17 protein-coding genes are annotated in these 16,835 nt (G+C 52.8%); 9 read left to right on the top strand and 8 right to left on the bottom strand.

The window, feature by feature from the left end; genetic code table 11:
* Positions 1 to 9: 9 nt before the first annotated feature.
* The 3 genes from DFP90_RS03135 (at position 10) to DFP90_RS03125 (ending at position 2,453) form a co-directional block, all read left to right on the top strand.
* Positions 10 to 1,224 (top strand): urate hydroxylase PuuD, encoded by a 1,215-nt coding sequence (locus DFP90_RS03135; protein WP_115934937.1) that lies wholly within the window; start codon positions 10 to 12, stop codon positions 1,222 to 1,224.
* A 115-nt stretch (positions 1,225 to 1,339) separates the two neighbouring features.
* Positions 1,340 to 1,891: an NMCC_0638 family (lipo)protein gene (locus DFP90_RS03130; protein ID WP_147300921.1), complete on the top strand. Its 552-nt coding sequence runs from the start codon at positions 1,340 to 1,342 to the stop codon at positions 1,889 to 1,891.
* Complete coding sequence (locus DFP90_RS03125; RefSeq protein WP_181905156.1) at positions 1,884 to 2,453, top strand: transglutaminase domain-containing protein; 570 nt, start codon at positions 1,884 to 1,886, stop codon at positions 2,451 to 2,453. The genes DFP90_RS03130 and DFP90_RS03125 overlap by 8 nt, the downstream gene beginning before the upstream one ends.
* Here the strand turns inward: DFP90_RS03125 and DFP90_RS03120 are convergent.
* The 3 genes from DFP90_RS03120 to DFP90_RS03110 all read right to left on the bottom strand — a co-directional run bounded on the left by DFP90_RS03120 (position 2,425) and on the right by DFP90_RS03110 (position 4,131).
* Positions 2,425 to 2,811, bottom strand: a complete 387-nt coding sequence (locus DFP90_RS03120) for a DUF1761 family protein (RefSeq protein ID WP_115934934.1) — start codon at positions 2,809 to 2,811, stop codon at positions 2,425 to 2,427. The genes DFP90_RS03125 and DFP90_RS03120 overlap by 29 nt on opposite strands.
* A 115-nt stretch (positions 2,812 to 2,926) precedes the next feature.
* On the bottom strand, positions 2,927 to 3,538 hold the full coding sequence (locus DFP90_RS03115) for a glutathione S-transferase family protein (RefSeq protein WP_115934933.1): 612 nt from the start codon (positions 3,536 to 3,538) through the stop codon (positions 2,927 to 2,929).
* A gap of 110 nt (positions 3,539 to 3,648) precedes the next feature.
* Positions 3,649 to 4,131 (bottom strand): aminoacyl-tRNA deacylase, encoded by a 483-nt coding sequence (locus tag DFP90_RS03110; RefSeq protein WP_115934932.1) that lies wholly within the window; start codon positions 4,129 to 4,131, stop codon positions 3,649 to 3,651.
* A gap of 319 nt (positions 4,132 to 4,450) precedes the next feature.
* Between DFP90_RS03110 and DFP90_RS03105 the strand changes: the two genes are divergently transcribed.
* Positions 4,451 to 5,707: a pentapeptide repeat-containing protein gene (locus DFP90_RS03105; protein WP_115934931.1), complete on the top strand. Its 1,257-nt coding sequence runs from the start codon at positions 4,451 to 4,453 to the stop codon at positions 5,705 to 5,707.
* Between the two features lie 5 nt (positions 5,708 to 5,712).
* Here DFP90_RS03105 and DFP90_RS03100 read toward each other — a convergent pair whose 3' ends face one another.
* The 4 genes from DFP90_RS03100 to DFP90_RS03085 all read right to left on the bottom strand — a co-directional run bounded on the left by DFP90_RS03100 (position 5,713) and on the right by DFP90_RS03085 (position 10,715).
* Entirely contained in the window at positions 5,713 to 6,492 is a 780-nt protein-coding gene (locus DFP90_RS03100) for an SDR family oxidoreductase (protein ID WP_115934930.1), read from the bottom strand.
* Positions 6,493 to 6,662: 170 nt separating this feature from the next.
* On the bottom strand, positions 6,663 to 7,706 hold the full coding sequence (locus DFP90_RS03095) for a hypothetical protein (RefSeq protein ID WP_115934929.1): 1,044 nt from the start codon (positions 7,704 to 7,706) through the stop codon (positions 6,663 to 6,665).
* 122 nt (positions 7,707 to 7,828) lie between these two features.
* A complete protein-coding gene (locus DFP90_RS03090; protein WP_115934928.1) occupies positions 7,829 to 8,281 on the bottom strand; it encodes a GNAT family N-acetyltransferase in 453 nt (150 codons plus the stop codon).
* A 31-nt stretch (positions 8,282 to 8,312) separates the two neighbouring features.
* Positions 8,313 to 10,715: a hypothetical protein gene (locus DFP90_RS03085; RefSeq protein WP_147300920.1), complete on the bottom strand. Its 2,403-nt coding sequence runs from the start codon at positions 10,713 to 10,715 to the stop codon at positions 8,313 to 8,315.
* 387 nt (positions 10,716 to 11,102) lie between these two features.
* On the opposite strand from DFP90_RS03085, the gene DFP90_RS03080 reads away from it, so the two are divergent.
* The 4 genes from DFP90_RS03080 (at position 11,103) to DFP90_RS03065 (ending at position 14,601) form a co-directional block, all read left to right on the top strand.
* Positions 11,103 to 12,332: a DUF3095 domain-containing protein gene (locus DFP90_RS03080; RefSeq protein WP_218044556.1), complete on the top strand. Its 1,230-nt coding sequence runs from the start codon at positions 11,103 to 11,105 to the stop codon at positions 12,330 to 12,332.
* 234 nt (positions 12,333 to 12,566) lie between these two features.
* Positions 12,567 to 13,283 carry a substrate-binding periplasmic protein gene (locus DFP90_RS03075; protein ID WP_181905154.1) on the top strand — a complete coding sequence of 239 codons (717 nt, stop codon included), beginning with the start codon at positions 12,567 to 12,569 and terminating at the stop codon, positions 13,281 to 13,283.
* Positions 13,284 to 13,394: 111 nt separating this feature from the next.
* Positions 13,395 to 14,159 carry an Hpt domain-containing protein gene (locus DFP90_RS03070; RefSeq protein WP_115934924.1) on the top strand — a complete coding sequence of 255 codons (765 nt, stop codon included), beginning with the start codon at positions 13,395 to 13,397 and terminating at the stop codon, positions 14,157 to 14,159.
* A gap of 67 nt (positions 14,160 to 14,226) precedes the next feature.
* A complete protein-coding gene (locus tag DFP90_RS03065; protein WP_115934923.1) occupies positions 14,227 to 14,601 on the top strand; it encodes a response regulator transcription factor in 375 nt (124 codons plus the stop codon).
* Positions 14,602 to 14,605: 4 nt separating this feature from the next.
* Here the strand turns inward: DFP90_RS03065 and DFP90_RS03060 are convergent, their stop codons facing one another.
* Positions 14,606 to 16,159, bottom strand: coding sequence for a peptidoglycan-binding domain-containing protein (locus tag DFP90_RS03060; protein ID WP_181905153.1), 1,554 nt, complete (start codon positions 16,157 to 16,159; stop codon positions 14,606 to 14,608).
* A gap of 224 nt (positions 16,160 to 16,383) precedes the next feature.
* On the opposite strand from DFP90_RS03060, the gene DFP90_RS03055 reads away from it, so the two are divergent.
* A complete protein-coding gene (locus DFP90_RS03055; protein WP_147300919.1) occupies positions 16,384 to 16,602 on the top strand; it encodes a hypothetical protein in 219 nt (72 codons plus the stop codon).
* Positions 16,603 to 16,835 lie beyond the last annotated feature (233 nt).

Here is a 16,835-nt window from a genome sequence, read left to right as displayed (position 1 = left end):
AGTAAAACCATGTTTGACGTGAATGTCGCCGAATGGCTGAACCTGCTTTTGCGCTGGGTTCATATCATCACCGGGATCGCCTGGATCGGGTCGTCCTTCTATTTTGTCTTCACCGATGCCAGCTTGCGCCCGAACAAGGCGCTGAACAAGAAGGCCCATGGGGAAACCTGGCAGGTCCATGGCGGCGGCTTTTACCATATCCAGAAATATCTGGTGGCGCCGGACAAGATGCCGACCGAACTGCATTGGTTCAAATTCGAAGCCTATTTCACCTGGTTGTCGGGTTTCCTGCTGTTGAGCGTTATTTACTATCTGGGTGCCGATGCTTTCCTGATCGACAGTTCGAAGCTGGATATTACCGCGAGCCAGGGCATCATGATTTCCATCGCCATGTTGGCCGGAGGCTGGATCCTCTATGACCTGCTCTGTCGCTCTCCGCTGGGGGACAATTTAGGTCTTCTGGCGCTGTTGGTTTTCCTGCTGGTGGTGGGGGCTGGCTTTGCCTTTACCCAGGTTTTTGCCGGGCGTGCGGCCTATGTCCATGCGGGGGCCCTCATCGGCTCCATGATGGTCGGGAACGTTTTCTTCGTGATCATTCCGAACCAGAAGAAGGTTGTAAAAGCGCTGACAGCTGGTGAGGAGCCGGCGGCGATCCTGGGCAAGCAGGCTAAACAGCGTTCCATGCATAACAACTATCTGACTCTTCCGGTCCTGCTGATGATGATTTCGAATCATTATCCGATGACCTATGGGCATGATTACAGTTGGCTGATCTTTGCCATGATCCTGGTGATCGGCGGGCTGGTGCGCCATTACTATAATTCCAAGAATGCAGGTATTGAAGCGGGTTGGATGAAGTTCCTTTATCCGACGGCAGGTGCCTTGATGCTCGCGTTGATTCTGTTTGTTTCCTTTAAGCCGGGTGGCAATGAAACCCTGGCGGAAGGAGCTGATGCCGTTACTGCGAAACAGGCTTTCGCTGTTGTCCAGCAACGCTGTGTCGCGTGCCATTCCTCGTTGCCGACTCATGAGGATTTCGACGAGGCACCGGGCGGGGTCACATTCGACACGATCGATGATGTACTGGCCCACTTGGACGCCATTAAACAGCAGGCGGTGGATACGGATGCCATGCCGCTTGGCAATATGACAGAGATGACCGAAGAAGAGCGTCAACTGCTCGGTCAGTGGATTTCCTTGGGTGCTAAGGTTGCTTCACCTTAGTGCTTACTTTCCCGAAGCAAAACTGGCCGGAATGTTCGCATTCCGGCTTTTTTCTTTGCATGAAGGGTGTTTCAGACCGATAACGGTTGAAACGCAATCAACCAGGGGAGAGCAGATGTCCAGGATAATCACGAGAAGTTTGATCGCCGTGGCCATGCTGTTCATCCTTCATGGCCAGGCCTGGGCAGAGGAAGAGCGCGCGGAAAAGGTAATGGTCGGTCAACTGCTGGATTATTGCCTGCCCTCCCTGGTCTCAGGCCAACCGGTCCATGAACTGGTTAAACTATCCCCCAACGGGAAACGACTGCTGCGCTTGAAGGAAAGATCAAGCGAAGCTTTTTTGAATGGCCAAGCGGGGGATGCCTGGCTGGTTGGGGGTGGCCCGGAAGTTGTGTTGGCGGCCTTGCAGGATGTGGCAGTGTGCCAGGTATTTGCCCGCGAGGTGGAACCCGAAGCCCTGATGCAGCAGTTGGACAGCTGGTTTGACAGTCAGGAATCTCCGTTGAAACGGGCTGAGCCGGATCAATCGGAACCGATGATTCTTAACCGAGAATATTGCGGGCCTTTCGGCTCGGTTTCGGTCGTGATCCAGGCGTCGGCTATCAAGGAAAGCGGTCATGACGTTCAGGGATTGATCACGTCAGGCCGGGTTGCCAACTGTGAATGATGTCTTAGCCGCGGTGCCGATTTACCATCAAGTACGAAATATTCCCTATGGCGGGATCGGCCAGCGCCGTGTGGAGGATGTCTTGGTGAACGGGCGCGGATCTTGTTCCGGCAAACATCTCTTGCTGCAAAAACGACTGAGACAGGCGGGGTATCGGGCTGAGGTCGTGACAATTTTCACCTGGTTTGATCTGGGCATCCCGAACCACCCCGCCATGCCGGATGAAATACGTGCGATGTTAACCGTCGGGAAGGTGCCGGACTATCACCATTATGTTGAACTGCATATTGGGGAAAGAGTGTTGAAACTGGATGCCACTTGGCATGACGGGCTGAAACCCTTTGGCTTTCCAGTCAATGATTGCTGGGATGGCGCAGGAGATACGGTCCTGGCTGCCCCGGCAGTCGATTATTTCCCGCCGCAAGATGATTTGGCCGGGTTCAAGGCGGCTAAGGTTGCCGCTTTGAGCCAGAATATGCAGGAACGGCGGCGGCGATTTTTTCAAGCCACCGCAGACTGGATAACAGAATTGCTTAGAGCAGAGCCTGTGCTGCGATCATGATGGCTGCCATGACCGCGACATAGCCGATCTCAATCAGGATCGCGGTTACTTTTTTTTGTGCATAAAGACCACCCGAAGCCATCAAGGCCATTACCATGGCCACGACCAGCAGGCAGGTGAAAAGACTATTGCTTGCTGCGGTTATGCCGACCAGCCAGGCCAAGAGAAATGTGCCGCCGGCCTGGATCATCATGGCGATCGCCGGCGGGGCGGCGGCCTCTTCCTTTTTCTTGCCGATGCCATCAAGCCAACGGTCGAGAAACAGGACCGGAGAATACCAGAGCCACCCCAACAGATAGGCGATTGCCGCGCCAATCCCGACAGCCAGCCAATTGATGTTCGCTGTGATTTCTTCCATCTATGCCACCGATTGTTATTTAACGCATTTGTTAAATCATTGAATTAACAGAAGGGCAAGAACGGAAAAGGCCCGCCGCGACCAAAAAAATCGCGGCGGGAGGGCACCCCCTGGTTCAGGTGGGCAGGGATTTTTGAAAACCGTCGAACTGGCTGATACGGGCATACCAGTCATTGATGTTGGCCTGTTTCGGCATGGCATCGGCCAGGCAAAGCTGGAAAATATTGCTGGCCACGGAAAGATCAGCAATGGTGGCTCGGTCTCCCGCGAGATAGGGCCTGTCGGCCAGCCCTGCATCCAGAATTTCGCTGAGTTCCTTCATGGCCTCATGGCTTCTGGCAATGGCATCCTTGTCACCATCCTCACCCATGAACACACTGTTCAGGACGATGCCGACCACATGAGGGCTGAGGCGGCATTGATTCCAGTCCAGCCATTGTTCGACCCGTGCCCGTTGAACGAGATCGCTTGGATACCAATTATCCAAGGCATGTTTAACACAGAGATACCGGAGAATGGCATTGGATTCATGGATTTTTACGCCGGTTTCTTCATCCACCAGGCTGGGGACTTGGTGATTGGGATTAACCGCCAGATAATTCGCGGTCAAATAATCCCCTTGATCCATGGCCACATGTTCCAGGCGATAAACCAGTCGGGCTTCCTCCAGCAGGGAATGAACCCGACGGGCATGTTGGGAATAGGGAAAATGGTAAAGCACGTACATCTGTCTAACCTGTCAAAAGAGTAAAAAAAAAGCGGCCTTCATTGCCGTCGACAGAAGTCATAAAACAGGCATACTGACAGCATTCTGTCAGTAGGATGTCAGGGGAAGGATTATAGTGCTTTCCAGTTTTGCACACCGACATCGGCATGCAGCATATCGGCGGTGACCCGGCGGAACTCTGCGCCGGACATATGGACAAGGCTCTCATGGTCGCCGGCTTCGAAATAGACATCCGCTTCCCGGTTCAATTGCTCATCCACCAGGGTTTCAAGGCCATAGGCGGTGCCAAGCGCGGGGATGGCACCCGGATCGCAATCTTTGAAAATGGAGGGAATTTCCTGTTCCTTTGCGACGCGGACCCGGTCTTGCAGGCAGCGACGCAAATGGCGCATTTTCACATGGCTGCTGGCGGGAACGACAGCAACAAGATAGTCAGAACGGGATTTTAACAAAACCGCTTTTGCCAATTGTTTTGCGGAAATCTTGGCCGCCTGAGCTGTGTGTGAGGCTGAAAAAGTGCGCGGATGCTGCACAACACGATACTGTGCCTGCCGATCACTGAGAAAACGCCGGAGATTTTCCGAAACAGCCAAGGTTTTTCTCCTGATTGCCTAAGACAATCGAGTACGGTCCCCCATTTTTTTTGCATGCCAACCCCAATAGGATAGCAAAAAATACATCAAAAAAGAATGAATCCCGATTTAAAACGGTATTTCAGGAATTTAACCCGCAATCGAACGCACTGAACGGGCGTGTTTTCGACCCTAATTCCCGATATGATTGATTTAGAATGATGGAATATTGTATCCTAATGGTCGCTGGATTGGCTGTTTCCGGCAAAACTCGGGAAGGATAGTCACCCATTGCCCATGGCGGCATCGGGGGATTTTCTGATCGTGAGGGGGAAATTTGATGACGGACAACCGGGAAGAATTCCTGAAGGCGCTTGGCCCGCATGAGCGCTACACCTCAGGCCGGGGTGGTAAGCTATTAACCATCAAGAACGCAATATTACGTGAATTGGAACTGGACAGCGTGGATTTGCGTTACGCAGTGTTGGCGGGATCGGATATGGCGCGCAGTATTTTCCGCAATGTCAATCTGGAAGGGGCGGATCTCTTCGCGGTGAATCTGTTTCACAGTGACCTGACAGGATCACGGCTTTTCCGGGTTGATTTGCGCGGGGCCAATCTGAATAACTGTAAGTTGGCCGGGGTTAATCTCCGGGAGGCGGATCTTAGGCCGGGACAGTTGGCCTCGGTCACGCGCGCAAACCCGACCCAGGGGATGGAGCTGATCCCGACCAATCTGGAAAATGCTAATTTGGAACATGCGGATCTTAGCCATGCCGACCTGGAATGCGCCAATTTGGCGGATATTCAGGCGGCCAGCGCCAACTTTTCCGGCGCCACCCTGTTCGGGGCCAATCTGAGCGGTGCGGAGCTGAGCCATTGCGATCTGGAAGGGGCAAAGCTGAAAGGCGCGATATTGGCCGGAGCCAGCCTGTCCCATGCCAGTTTGTGCCATGCGGATCTCCGGGGGGCTAATTTACGCAATGTGGATCTGGCCACGGTTGATCTGTCCGGGGCCAATCTGGATGGGGCGATCTATTTCACGCAGGATCAGCGCATAGAACCCTGGCTGGCACAGATCCTGGCGAAACATGCTCAATGGGTGCGCACCAATGGTGAGAATGGCAACCGGGCTGATTTCACGGGGGTGCAACTTGCCCATGACAATCTGGCGAACTCAGATTTAAGCGGTGCGTTGATGGTGGAATGCGATCTCTCCGAATCTGTATTGTGTAACAGTCTTCTGTTGTTGACGGAATTGAAGAAGGCGCGACTGAAAGGGGCAGATCTTGATTTTGCGAATTTGAGCGGGGCGGATCTTAGCCAGGTGGACCTGCGCGGTGCCCATGGTCGCAACGCCAATCTTGGCCATATCCGACTGCATAATGCGGAAGGAAATGATACGGGCCGGCGGTGGGCGACGAAGCTGGTTGGGGCCAATCTTGACGGTTCGGACTTCCGCGGGGCCGATTTCCGTGGCGCGGACCTATCGGAAGCCTCTTTCAACGGAGCAAACCTCAGTGGAGCGGATTTGCGTGAGACAGTCCGCCAGGGGGCCAGTTTTGAACAGGCCATCCTGACGGGGACAATGATGTGAACCTACTATCCGGGGGACGCTGCGGTACCGGCCAGCAAGCCGCCGTCAAGCGTCAACTCGGCTCCGGTCATATAACAGGCGTCATCTGATGCCAGCAGCAGGGCGAGGGCGGCTACCTCTTCCGGCTGGCCGAACCGGCCTGCCGGCACGTCTTTGGTGAAAGTTCTGAGATTTTTTTCCCGTTCTTCGCCCTCTCCCAACATGGCTTCCCACATGGGCGTCAGGATGGCCCCGGGATGGATGGAATTGCACCGGATATCCAACCCCTGTTGCGCACAATAAAGGGCGACGGATTTACTGTGATTGCGCACCGCCGCCTTTGAGGAGGCATAGGCCGCCGCTAGGGGAATGCCGACCATGCCGGATCGCGACGAGATATTGATGATGGATCCGCGACCTGATGGCCGCATGGCGCGGATGGCGTAACGGCACCCCAGAAATACCCCGTCCAGGTTCACTGCATGGACGGCCCGCCAGTGTTCCAGGCTGGCCTGTTCGGGATCATGGGGGTGTGCTTCTTCTTCAAAACCGGTGATACCGACATTATTCACGACCACATCCATGTCAGGATAGGTGAAAGCAATGCGATCCCAATCGGCCTCAAGCCGCACATCCAGGGGTTCAAAGATGCATCCCAGCTGTTGGGCCAGTAGAGAACCGGCTTGGATGTTTTTGTCGGTCAGAATGACCTCGGCCCCTGCCTCTGAAAAAGCGGTGGCGATAGCTTGTCCGATGCCGCGGGCCGCGCCGGTAATCAGGCAGCGCTTGTTCTCAAGTTTTTTCATGATGGGTCCTGGATAGAATGAAGAATGGACAGACTGATCCCGCAGGTATCAGCGAATAAAACTGGCATGAGCCGCTTTAGCGGTGGCCTTTGTCCATGTCATCTCACTCCCAGGATATATGGTCACCACCAGGATAGACGTGCCTATCTCCGTGATCAACAGGCGAACGATCAGGCGATGGTTCTTAAGAGGATCTCGGCGCCCCGGCCTTGTCGGCCATCATCGTAGTCAAAGTTGAACCGGGCAATTTCCCGTCCACCTGCCAGGGGGCGGTCATTATAGACGGCCTCATTCAGAGTGATCCGTACGATACCGCTGTCGGAGAGGTTGTCCACGCGGCCATCGCCAAAAGAGAGTTTCAATTTGTCAAAAATGGCATCTTGGCTGTCAATGACGCCATCTTGATTGTCGTCGAACCTTGCCAACTCCGCCAGCCCATCCCTGGCACCATGCTGGTCGCCGAACAATTCCCCGCCATGATCGATCCGACCGTTGCCGTTCCTGTCATAGGCAAGGAATGCGTCATTTGCGCTGATCCAGGCGGATTTTTCCTTTGATCCGTCGGCGTTGAGGTCAAATAATACGCCATCTTCCAGGGGCAGGGTGTCAATGCCATTACCATCCATGTCAAAGACCAGGGGATCTTGCATGATAGTTTCCGGTCGGATTTTTCCGGTAATATCCATGGCATAATATTCGATATTGATCTCGACCCGCTGAAGGTTGATGTGTGTAACCTGATCCTCCTGACGGATGCTGAGATCAATTTTTTCTATGGCAACTGAAACTGTAAGCGAGTCCACCGACAGTTCTTTTGCGCCATTTGAGGCTTTCAGCGCGGTGGCTTCGCCCAGCTGATTGGCGATCCTCATGGCATTTTGATCAATATCGGATGCCTGGCCTGCCATGGGGCCGAAGGTCGCCTTCAATTTATGTTCGAAGGTCCGCGTCAGATGATTGAACAGGTTATCCATGGTGAAACGCTTTGCCATCTGCGCGGCGGTTTGGGCATATCCCAGCGCGTTTCGAGCGGCATCCGTCAATTCAATAGTCAGCGCGGCGGATTGTTCCAGAAGATCCAGCTCATCAGCCAATGAGGATAACGGAGTTTTGGGGCCGGCATTGGAGTCAGGCTTTGTTCGTCCGCCATTTGTATCCTGCCCGGGACGCATGTTCACATAGGCGTGGCTGTTCACGCCTTCCAGATTCCCCATGACAACCTCCCTTCTGGTGGATGAATTGGGATTGAGCATTCCGCCTGCTGCTTTGTCTTCTGACATGGGCAGGCGGGAAATATTCTATCACAATGCCACCAGGGGTTAAACGGGGAATTGAATCAGTTCAAGGCTTTGGACATTTTTACGTGGGTGTCGTTGCGGCCGATTTCGGTAAAGCCATGGGCGACGGATGTCCGGATCGCGGGCAAGTTTTCATCCCGAACACGCAACAATAGGCTGCGGGCATCCAGGTTTTCTCTTGCATATTCTTCCAGCAATTCCAGGATTTTTTTGCCCCGGCCATCCCCGCGTTTGTCGGAAATCAGATAGAGATGATTGACAGTCCACCGACCCGGCGCAGTTGACGGCGACAGGCAGGCATGGCCGATGATCGAGTCTTCTTCCATGACCCAGAAAGAAAGAGATCCGCGATCTGGATTCAACCGTTCCGACCACTGGATCGGACAAAACGGATAATCCGCCGAAGGCCAGACCAAGTTCAGGTCTTCTTTTGCCGTCAGCATCTTTTTCAGCATTTCAAGGTCGAGCGGGTCGTTTTCAATCAGTTTCATCGTCGTCAGTTCCTCTCTGCTACCTGCCGGTTCAGGTGTGGCCTTCTCCCGTATTATGGTGTGCTCGCCCCGATCGGTTGAAAATCAGGGCATGTTCCATTGTCTCAAATTGTCGTTGCAGTTTTTTGAACTTATTGTTCAGTGGAACAACAAAGGCTTCGAACTGCAGGTCCAACTTTCCCCTGAGGGCGCTTACGGCATCATGGCCAAATGAAGGCCATTTGCTATTTGGACCATTTACTCCCAGCACATAGAGCGGGGAATCCGGGCGGGCGGTAATCTGTTTTCGGGCTAGGAAAGCCTGTTCAACTTCCGGGATCTTTGCGATCGCTTGGATCAGATCCTTCATTTCTTGTGAGCCCAGATCATGTTCAATCAGGATGTCGGAGTCAAGCAGACGCCCACGTTCCGCAAGATCGAGCCGGAAATTAGCCTTTTCGTGCTGCAGTTTCTGGCGCCAAATCCCCAACAATGCCGAATCGTCCATCTCTTCCAGGAGCTCGACGGCATCTGCGCAGATATCAATACTGAGTGCCGGGGTTTCTTCGATCGCGATCTCCAGCATTTGCAGGCCGCTTAGATTGCGATCATGCAGTCGGAACCAGCCGGCTGTATAATTGGCTTCCGGATTGCGCGGAAACTGGATCAACATGGTTTCATAGATATCCGCTGCCGCGTCCCATCCATCCAGATATCGGGCGATATCAGCCCATTCAAGCCATTGTTCTTCTGTGAGTTGGCCGTCTTCATAGAGCGTATCAAGCTCTTTTTGCCGCTCTGATAATGTGCGGTAATGGCTATGGCAGGCGTCCCAGACCGGTTGGGATTGCTGCCACCAGATCATATTCAATGCATCTCTGATGCCTGGCTCGGCGTCGCCCAGCAAAGATTTATCCGCGGAAAGATTGAGGCGGTCGGGGATTTGCGGGTGAAGGCGTAGATCCCGCAGCCGCCCTCGAAGATCACGGAACGCAAATTCGATATGCCCGCGTGGCTGCGGTATTTTGCCGCCGGCCAATTCTGCCATATGTTTCCGGACGGCCTTGGAGGCAAAGAAGCGGCTGCTGATATCATAGGGCAGCTCTTTAGGATACCGGTTCTGGTAACTGCGCCTGTAGAAATCGTCCCAAAAGACGGTTTCATATTGCTTGTGGCTGACATAGGTGCTGGTGATGCTCTGGGCTGTTGCATCAGGTCCGGTTTCTTTTACTGCAACCTTGTCGGCGGTCTGGATCTGTTCGGTTACGAGAAATCGTGCCAATGCATTGAAGGACGGCGCAAATTGATCCAGGAAGGGGCGTAAAATGGCATCAGCAAAGGCTTTGTCATTCTTCTTGCGCGCCCGCATATGTTGGAAAATCTGCTGCCATCGATAGAGCCAAGCCCCCAAGCGGTTGCCATGCTGATTATGCCGTGCCAGTTCTCCGATCAGAGCCGACTGGAATTCCAGGGGAGACAGGGATTGCAGTAAAGGCAGGCCGATGACCAGTGTGAACCGGGGAACCGGCCAGAAACCCGCTGAACCAAGCGGTAGAAATTCAAGCTGGTAGTCGCCGGTGATAAGCAGATTTTTGATGGGTTTATTGCCGGTCTTCAAACAGCTTTCCTGGATCATCTGTTCCAATGCCGGAGTATCTCCGGGGGGGAGCGGAACCCCGGTGGTTTTGGGCAGGCTGGACTGAATCAATCGGGCGACGGCCAACAAGGTGAGGCTGGCACTCAGGATGAGGGCTGGCAACGCTATATCCGCCTGAATGCTGGTGGCGGGAAGCGATAGGACCAAGATAAACAGGATATAGCCGAGGGAAAGAACCAGCAATATGAGCAGGGTTGGAAAGAAAATGAGTCCCAAAAAACCGGCGGACACAACTTTCGCACGGTAGAGCAGGGGATGGTTTTCATACAGACTTGCTGCCTCATCCCGGATTTCGCGTAATTCCGGACTGTCTGCGGTCCAACAGCCCGCCCGATAGCGTTTCCGGGCGACGAATATCTGAAAACAATAAGCAAATAGCGCGCACCAGAGGGATGCCATGCCATAGGCCAGGAATTCCGGTGTGATGGCCAAACCGGCCAAATCTGGGCTGGCGCGATATTTGTTCACCAGATCCGAATGTATGAAAACCGGATCGATACCTTTGCGGCCATAGGCCGTTACAATGTCCCCTGGCTGGATGGAATGGTTGTTTGAAGGGAGGATGATCCTGACCATGGCTGTGCCACCGGCCTGCCGACCGAGACCGCTTTTTCTAAACCAGCTCTGTTCGGTCTTTTCGATTGTGATCATTGCCGGTGCCAAACCAGCGCTTTCCAGCGCGACGATGCCTGTTCTGGCTTCCGTCAGCATGCCGAACGCAAGAAAGGCCGCGCCGAAAAGTGGCAGCCAAAAGAAGCTTGCTTTGATCAACTGGCGATACAAGTTTACTCCAACCATAACCCCCGTCCGATTTTCCTATCAGGACGCCCATTTCTTTCTGCCAGGGAAAAGGTGGGCATTTCATATTCTTAACGCTGCGCGGGCCGTCATTATTAACCGCTGTTGCAACCATTGGATTAAATGCTCCTCCGATTCAAAGAGCGGGTCAATTTAAATAATTTTGCTCGAATTTTATCTATTTCACATTTGGAATGCTATGATTTGCGCGGTTTATAGGTGAGTTTTCTGCAAAAATCGTTGGATCATCAGACAGGTATTATTGGGAGATTAATGTCTACTAATGGTAGAGTGTTAGGGGGTTGTTAACGAATTGTTCTGCGAATTCAAAGCTTTATATGTCAGCACGTGGTTTGTCCGGTTATAGTTATGGGGAATTCAAGAGGGATGAGCTTGAGAATGTCCAAGGGATCGGTTGTGGCGGACAGTAAAAATTTTTATCAGGATTTGCAGGCTTTCACCGATTTCAGAAAAGTTGCCGATCCTGAGCTTTATCACCCTGTGCCGGATGATTGGGTTGTCGCCGTGGCGGATATCCGCAAATCCACCATAGCGGTTCAAGAAGGCCGCTATAAGGATGTAAACATGGTCGGCGCCTGTTGTATCACCGCGGTGCTGAATGTGATCAAGGGGTGTGAAATACCCTATGTCTTTGGTGGTGATGGCGCGACTTTGATCATCCCTTCGGACTTTGTTTCCGCTGCGCGCGAGGCACTGATCCGGACCAGCGCCATGTCTGAAGAGCAATTCAAGCTTTCACTCAGGATCGGTTTCGTGCCGGTGGAGGAAATTCGCCGCCGTGGTGCCGATGCCATGGTCGCGCGCTTCGAGTTGAGCCGGGGTAATCCGCTCGCCATGTTTTCCGGAGGCGGGGTGGAGCTTGCAGATCAATTGGTCAAAGAGGATGATGGTCGCCAGGGCTACCAGGTGATGGAGCGCGCGGCCGACGGTCCACCGGATCTCACCGGAATATCCTGCCGGTGGGAGCCCCTGAAGGCCCGAAACGGCAGGATGCTGGTGCTGCTGGTGCGGGCGATGGCAGAGGGTGACCCGGAACAGAGATCCAGGGTCTATCGCAGGATCATGGAGGCCTTGCAGGATATCCTGGGAGAGGATGCCCGGAATGCCAGTCCGGTCACGGATGAAAGCCTGTCTTTTCGCTGGCCGCCGAAGGGCCTGGCCGCAGAAGCACGGGCAACCCGCGGCCATCAATCCTATCGACGACGATATTTCAAATTGCTGTTGGAAAGCGCGATCCAGTGGGCCTGTAATCTCCTTGATCTGAAAGCTGGTGATTATCGTGGTCATGCCTATCGACAGGAGCTGAAGGAAAATTCCGATTTCCGGCGATTTGATGACATGTTGCGCCTTGTATTCGATTGTAGTCCGGCCCAGGTCATACAAATTCGGTCCATGCTGGAAAAGGAACGGGCCGAAGGGCAGATTTGTTTTGGTACCCATGAATCAGATGAGGCGCTGATGACATGTTTGGTCTTTTCCCTGGCGGCCAGCGAGCATGTTCATTTCATTGATGGGGCGGATGGTGGTTTTTGGCGGGCGGCCATCGAGTTTAAACGGCAATTGGCTGAAGTGAGCGCGGACGCGCAGGAGAGATAAATCTGTGCCCAGCCACCAGCCAAAATCATGGAACGTTTTGTTTCCTTTCGTTTTTCTCATGTTCCCGATAGACTGTCACAGGCTGTTGCTAGACTTTCTATACCTGACACATTCTTCGAATATGGGGGGGAAGTGACTAATCCGAACATGATGCTCCGTAGCGTTTGCACCATATTGTGGCTCTTGGCTGTGGCGGGATCGGCTGCTAATGCAGAAGACCCTGGAAAAGATCCGTTGACCTTGAATATTGGCATAGGGTTTTCACTCTCACCCTATATCTTTCAGGGGGAAAAGAGAGGCGCGGAATTTGAACTGGTTGCGGCGGTTCTGGAGGATGCGGGTTACCGGATGCGATCGCGCTTTGTATCTATGAACCGACGGGTCCATGAGTTCGATCGTCAGCAACTGGACGGCATCTTGACTGTGACCCGTCCAGTGGTTGCCAATGCCTGCCTGACCCGGCCATACATCCATTATCAGAATGTTGTTGCTTCACTGGCGGAGCAGGATATCGAGCTTGGTGGGATCAATGATATGCGCGGTTACAGCATCGCGGCTTTTCAAACGGCCCACAAGGTGATCAGTCCGGAATTTGCGCGCATGGCAGAAGAGCATGATGCCTATATGGCGCTTCCCAACCAATTGAACCAAGTGCAGATGCTTTACCGGAAACGGGTTGATCTGGTCGTCAGTGACATCAATATTTTCCGGTGGTATGCCTTGATTTTGGGAAACGAGAATAAGATCGATCCTACAATGCCGATCCGGGTGCATCCTCTGTTCCAGCCCTCTCCGAAAATGGCCAGCTTTTGGGATCCGGAGGTATGCAGGGCTTTTGACCTTAGCTACGGAAAGCTTCTTGCCGAAGGTGAAGTCGCGCGCATTTTTCAACGCTATGGCCTCTCGGATTCCATCATAGAGAATGCGGTGGATATTCAGTTTGGAAGCTGATTATTTTTTTGAGTGGCTGTCGAACAGCAGGCCGAAGTTTGTTATCATGAAGCATTCGATGGATCCTAGGGGCCGGCCTAGCAGCCGGAATGCAACGTACAAGGAAAAAAAATGCTGCCGGATTTGGAACGGATCCGAGAGGAATTAAAAGGAGAATTCCTTCAGGACTGTCGGGAAAAACTCTATAGTTTGGATGAAATTCTTTGCCGATTTGACAGTGGGGACGGTGAGACGTCCCAGTTGGTTTCTGATTTCAAGCTGCTGGTCCATTCTCTCAAGGGCAGTGCTGGCAGTTTCGGTTTCGCCTCTGTCTCCCATATTGCCCATGCCCTCGAGGATTATATTGCCCCCTTAGGCACCGATAGTCCGATTCCATCCACCGAAGCCGGTCATTATCTCAAGGTGTTGTCTGAGATCATTGAGTCAGGTCGTGATCTCGGAGAGGAAAAAGCGGTTGCATTGATCCGGAAACTGCCGACCCATGCAGCCGACACGGACGAAGACGGGCCTGAAAGATCGGTGGCTTTACTGCATATTCCCGAAAAAGTCTGGTCAAAAATCATGTCGGAGGAGTTGTCGCGGCTTGGCCTGCGCATCTCAAACGCTTCGACCCCTATAGAAGCCATTGATTGTGGACTGACGTTAAAGCCGGCGTTGTTTGTGACCAGCATGCAACTGCACCGTATGACGGGCATAGAATTGGCTGAGATCTTCAAGACCTTGGCCATGATCGGAGATACGAGGATCTTGATTCTGGCGTCCAGGCCGCAAAAAGAACTGGATGCTCTTTCAAGGCCGGACAACACATCTTTCCTGGAAAAAGGGCCGGATTACCGGACGGGTTTGGAAAACTGGTTCGAACGGGTCCTATCTTGAGAAGTTGTTAAGGTTCCCGGACTATTCTTGATCGTGAAACTTTAGGTTGTTGGTGGCAGGAATATCCATGGAAAATGATAAGGTTCGGATAGTTTTGGCAGATGACGAATTGGTCATCAGGAAGCTTGTATCCGCCCTGATTGAACAAACTGAGTTTGAGCTTGTTGGCGTTGCGGCAGATGGTGCAGAAGCCCTCACCATGTGCAAACAGTTGAAGCCGGATGTCTTGCTTTTGGACATTCACATGCCGGGGTTTAGCGGCATCCGGACACTCAAAAACCTGTTTGAAAGTGGTGATATGCCGATTGTTATTTTGCTGACCGCCGAGGATCAAACAGACATCGTTGATGATTGTTTCCGCTATGGGGCGAAGTACCGGGTGAATAAAAACAGCCGTATGGATACGTTGCCTGATGTGATCCGGACGGCTACGGCAACCTGACGGCCTATTTCAAAGTTATTTCTGAGAGTTTAGCTTTCACCAGTGCGAGCCGACCAAAGGCGCGCGCACGCCACCAATTGTTTGTCACCTTACCCGCTAATCCAAGTGCCTTTTTGAATCGCCTTGTCGCTTCAATTGGGTCGCCTTGGGTCATAAGCTGGATCGCCATGCTGCTGAGTAATGTGATGCGGTCAAAATCGTTTTTGATTGCTGCCATCGCATCTAGCGCAAGCCGGTCAATCTCGACCTGCATATCATGATCACCTTTGGCCTGGCCATTTCGGATGATCATGGCAATTGACCAATAAGTTCTGGCTTTCATGTTTGCTTTCTCAATGCTGCCTGCAGTGGTCAGGGCTGCGGGAAACGCCCCTAAATGGGCTTCGGTTTCGGCAAGCCGGGCCAGGATATACTGGGACGAAAATCCTTTGGTTTCAGACTGGTAATCGCGTGCACGTTTGAGCAAGGCCGTTGCAGAGGGCAGGTTGCCATTCCGACTACGATGAATGGCTAGATCACAAAGTGCGACAGCGAGATAGCGAAGTGATTTTTTCTTTTCGTGCCGGAAAATCGCCTGTTCCAGAGCACCTTCATCACCCATGGCTGCTTTTGCACCGGCAATCATGATCAGTGCATTTTCACGTTCGCTGCCATCCTGTAGGGAATGGCTCTCCGAGAGGGCGTGATCCAGAATGATCATTGCATTTTCCGGTTCGCGTTCCCGCCAAATCCGTGGTGCGAGCGTTGTTAGAATGTTGATCCGATCGAGGTGATCGGGCAGGGCATTTGCCGTTTTCAGAATTTCCGAGGTCAAGGCGCGATTTCCCGGTGTGGCGACAAGCAATTCGGCAAGGGCTTTCAGCCGGGTGGCGGTGTCGGGAATCTGGTGGGCCAGTTTGTGGGCATCATCCAGACGGTTTGCATGGGCCAGAACCGCGACCTGTTCCTGAAGGGCAACAAGCATGAGACGAGGATCCTCAAGGCGTCTTATCGTGAGGCGGGCCTCGTCAAACCGTCCTGAATAGGATTGCGCTTTCATGATGTCCCGGAAAACCCACTGGCGCATTTCCGGTTTGTTAACCGCTTTGGCGCTTTCGAGCGCTTCATTGATCAAGCAGTTTACCGTTGGCTTTGTCAGGCACCGATCGAGATTACGTGTCGGGTCGGCAACTTCCCGTGGGACTGGCAGCGAAACGAGATCCCGCGTTGCCTCGTTCTTCAAGAGGGCTGTGCGGGCCCACTCCTGATCCTCGGTTTTTTGTTTTTTCAGGTTGCTGAGCAGGTTTTCCGGGCGTCCTCGAGTACGAATATGGTCCAATAAGTCCGGGCTGGGGCGGCCATCAACGGGCAGGCGGTGTTGTTCCTGATAATTAACGATGACATCTAATAGCTGTGTGTCGGGAAAGCCATTTACCTGACCGGAATAAAGACCCATTTCCGAAAATTCACGTTGCAGGTCCAATACCAGCTGTGACCAACCCGTTTCCCTGGTTTCGTCGAAAACTTTCGGCGAGGCAGCCTGGGCCTGCCCGGAGGCGAATAGGATAAATCCAGCCAAAAGGAATTGGCATAACCAAATACCATACGGTTTTGGTGCCTGTGTGCTTCCCCCCGTCGCAAAGCGGGTCAAATTCATCAGTGTTTATGCCCGGAACTGCCATGTCCTGTTTTTTCGATCATTGTCCGTCAACCGGGTTAATATCTGGTTTCCAACATGAGGATATTTTAGGCGGTGTTCGAAAAAAGATTTGAATTGTTCATTTAATGTTCTATTTTGGGTTCATGGATATACAAACACAGCTCTGGATAGAGGATGCGGCAGCGGTGCTGCGGGAATTGGAAAAAAGGCTTGGTGAAGCTGAACCTTCGTCGACGGCGGGCCTTGCCAATGCTGCGCGTCGCTTGTTGAGGTCCGTACCGACCGAAGCGAACGTCTCCCTGGTTGGTCCCGGCCTTTTTGATAAGCAACAGTTTGAAATGGTGTTGCCGTCCACGGATTAACCATTGGTAGATTTTTAATCCATCAATTCCACTAATCGTTATCTCTTTTTTAACCAATCCAATCCTAGACTATCATTCAGTCTAGTGGGGGCTCTGTGGGTTTGGAATGCTCCCGAAATTCCTTGGTTAGCTTGATCCCCCGCCATGGTGCAGCATGGCGGGGGTGTTTTTGTCGATATGCTTCATTTGGCATGCGGTTTGCTTGCAATAATTGGAGGAGTATTGCGCCAAAA

The organism is Aestuariispira insulae (assembly GCF_003385955.1).
Classification (GTDB): domain Bacteria; phylum Pseudomonadota; class Alphaproteobacteria; order UBA8366; family Aestuariispiraceae; genus Aestuariispira; species Aestuariispira insulae.
The sequence above is the reverse complement of the archived record's forward strand: the minus strand, read 5'-3'. Positions and strand labels throughout refer to the sequence as shown.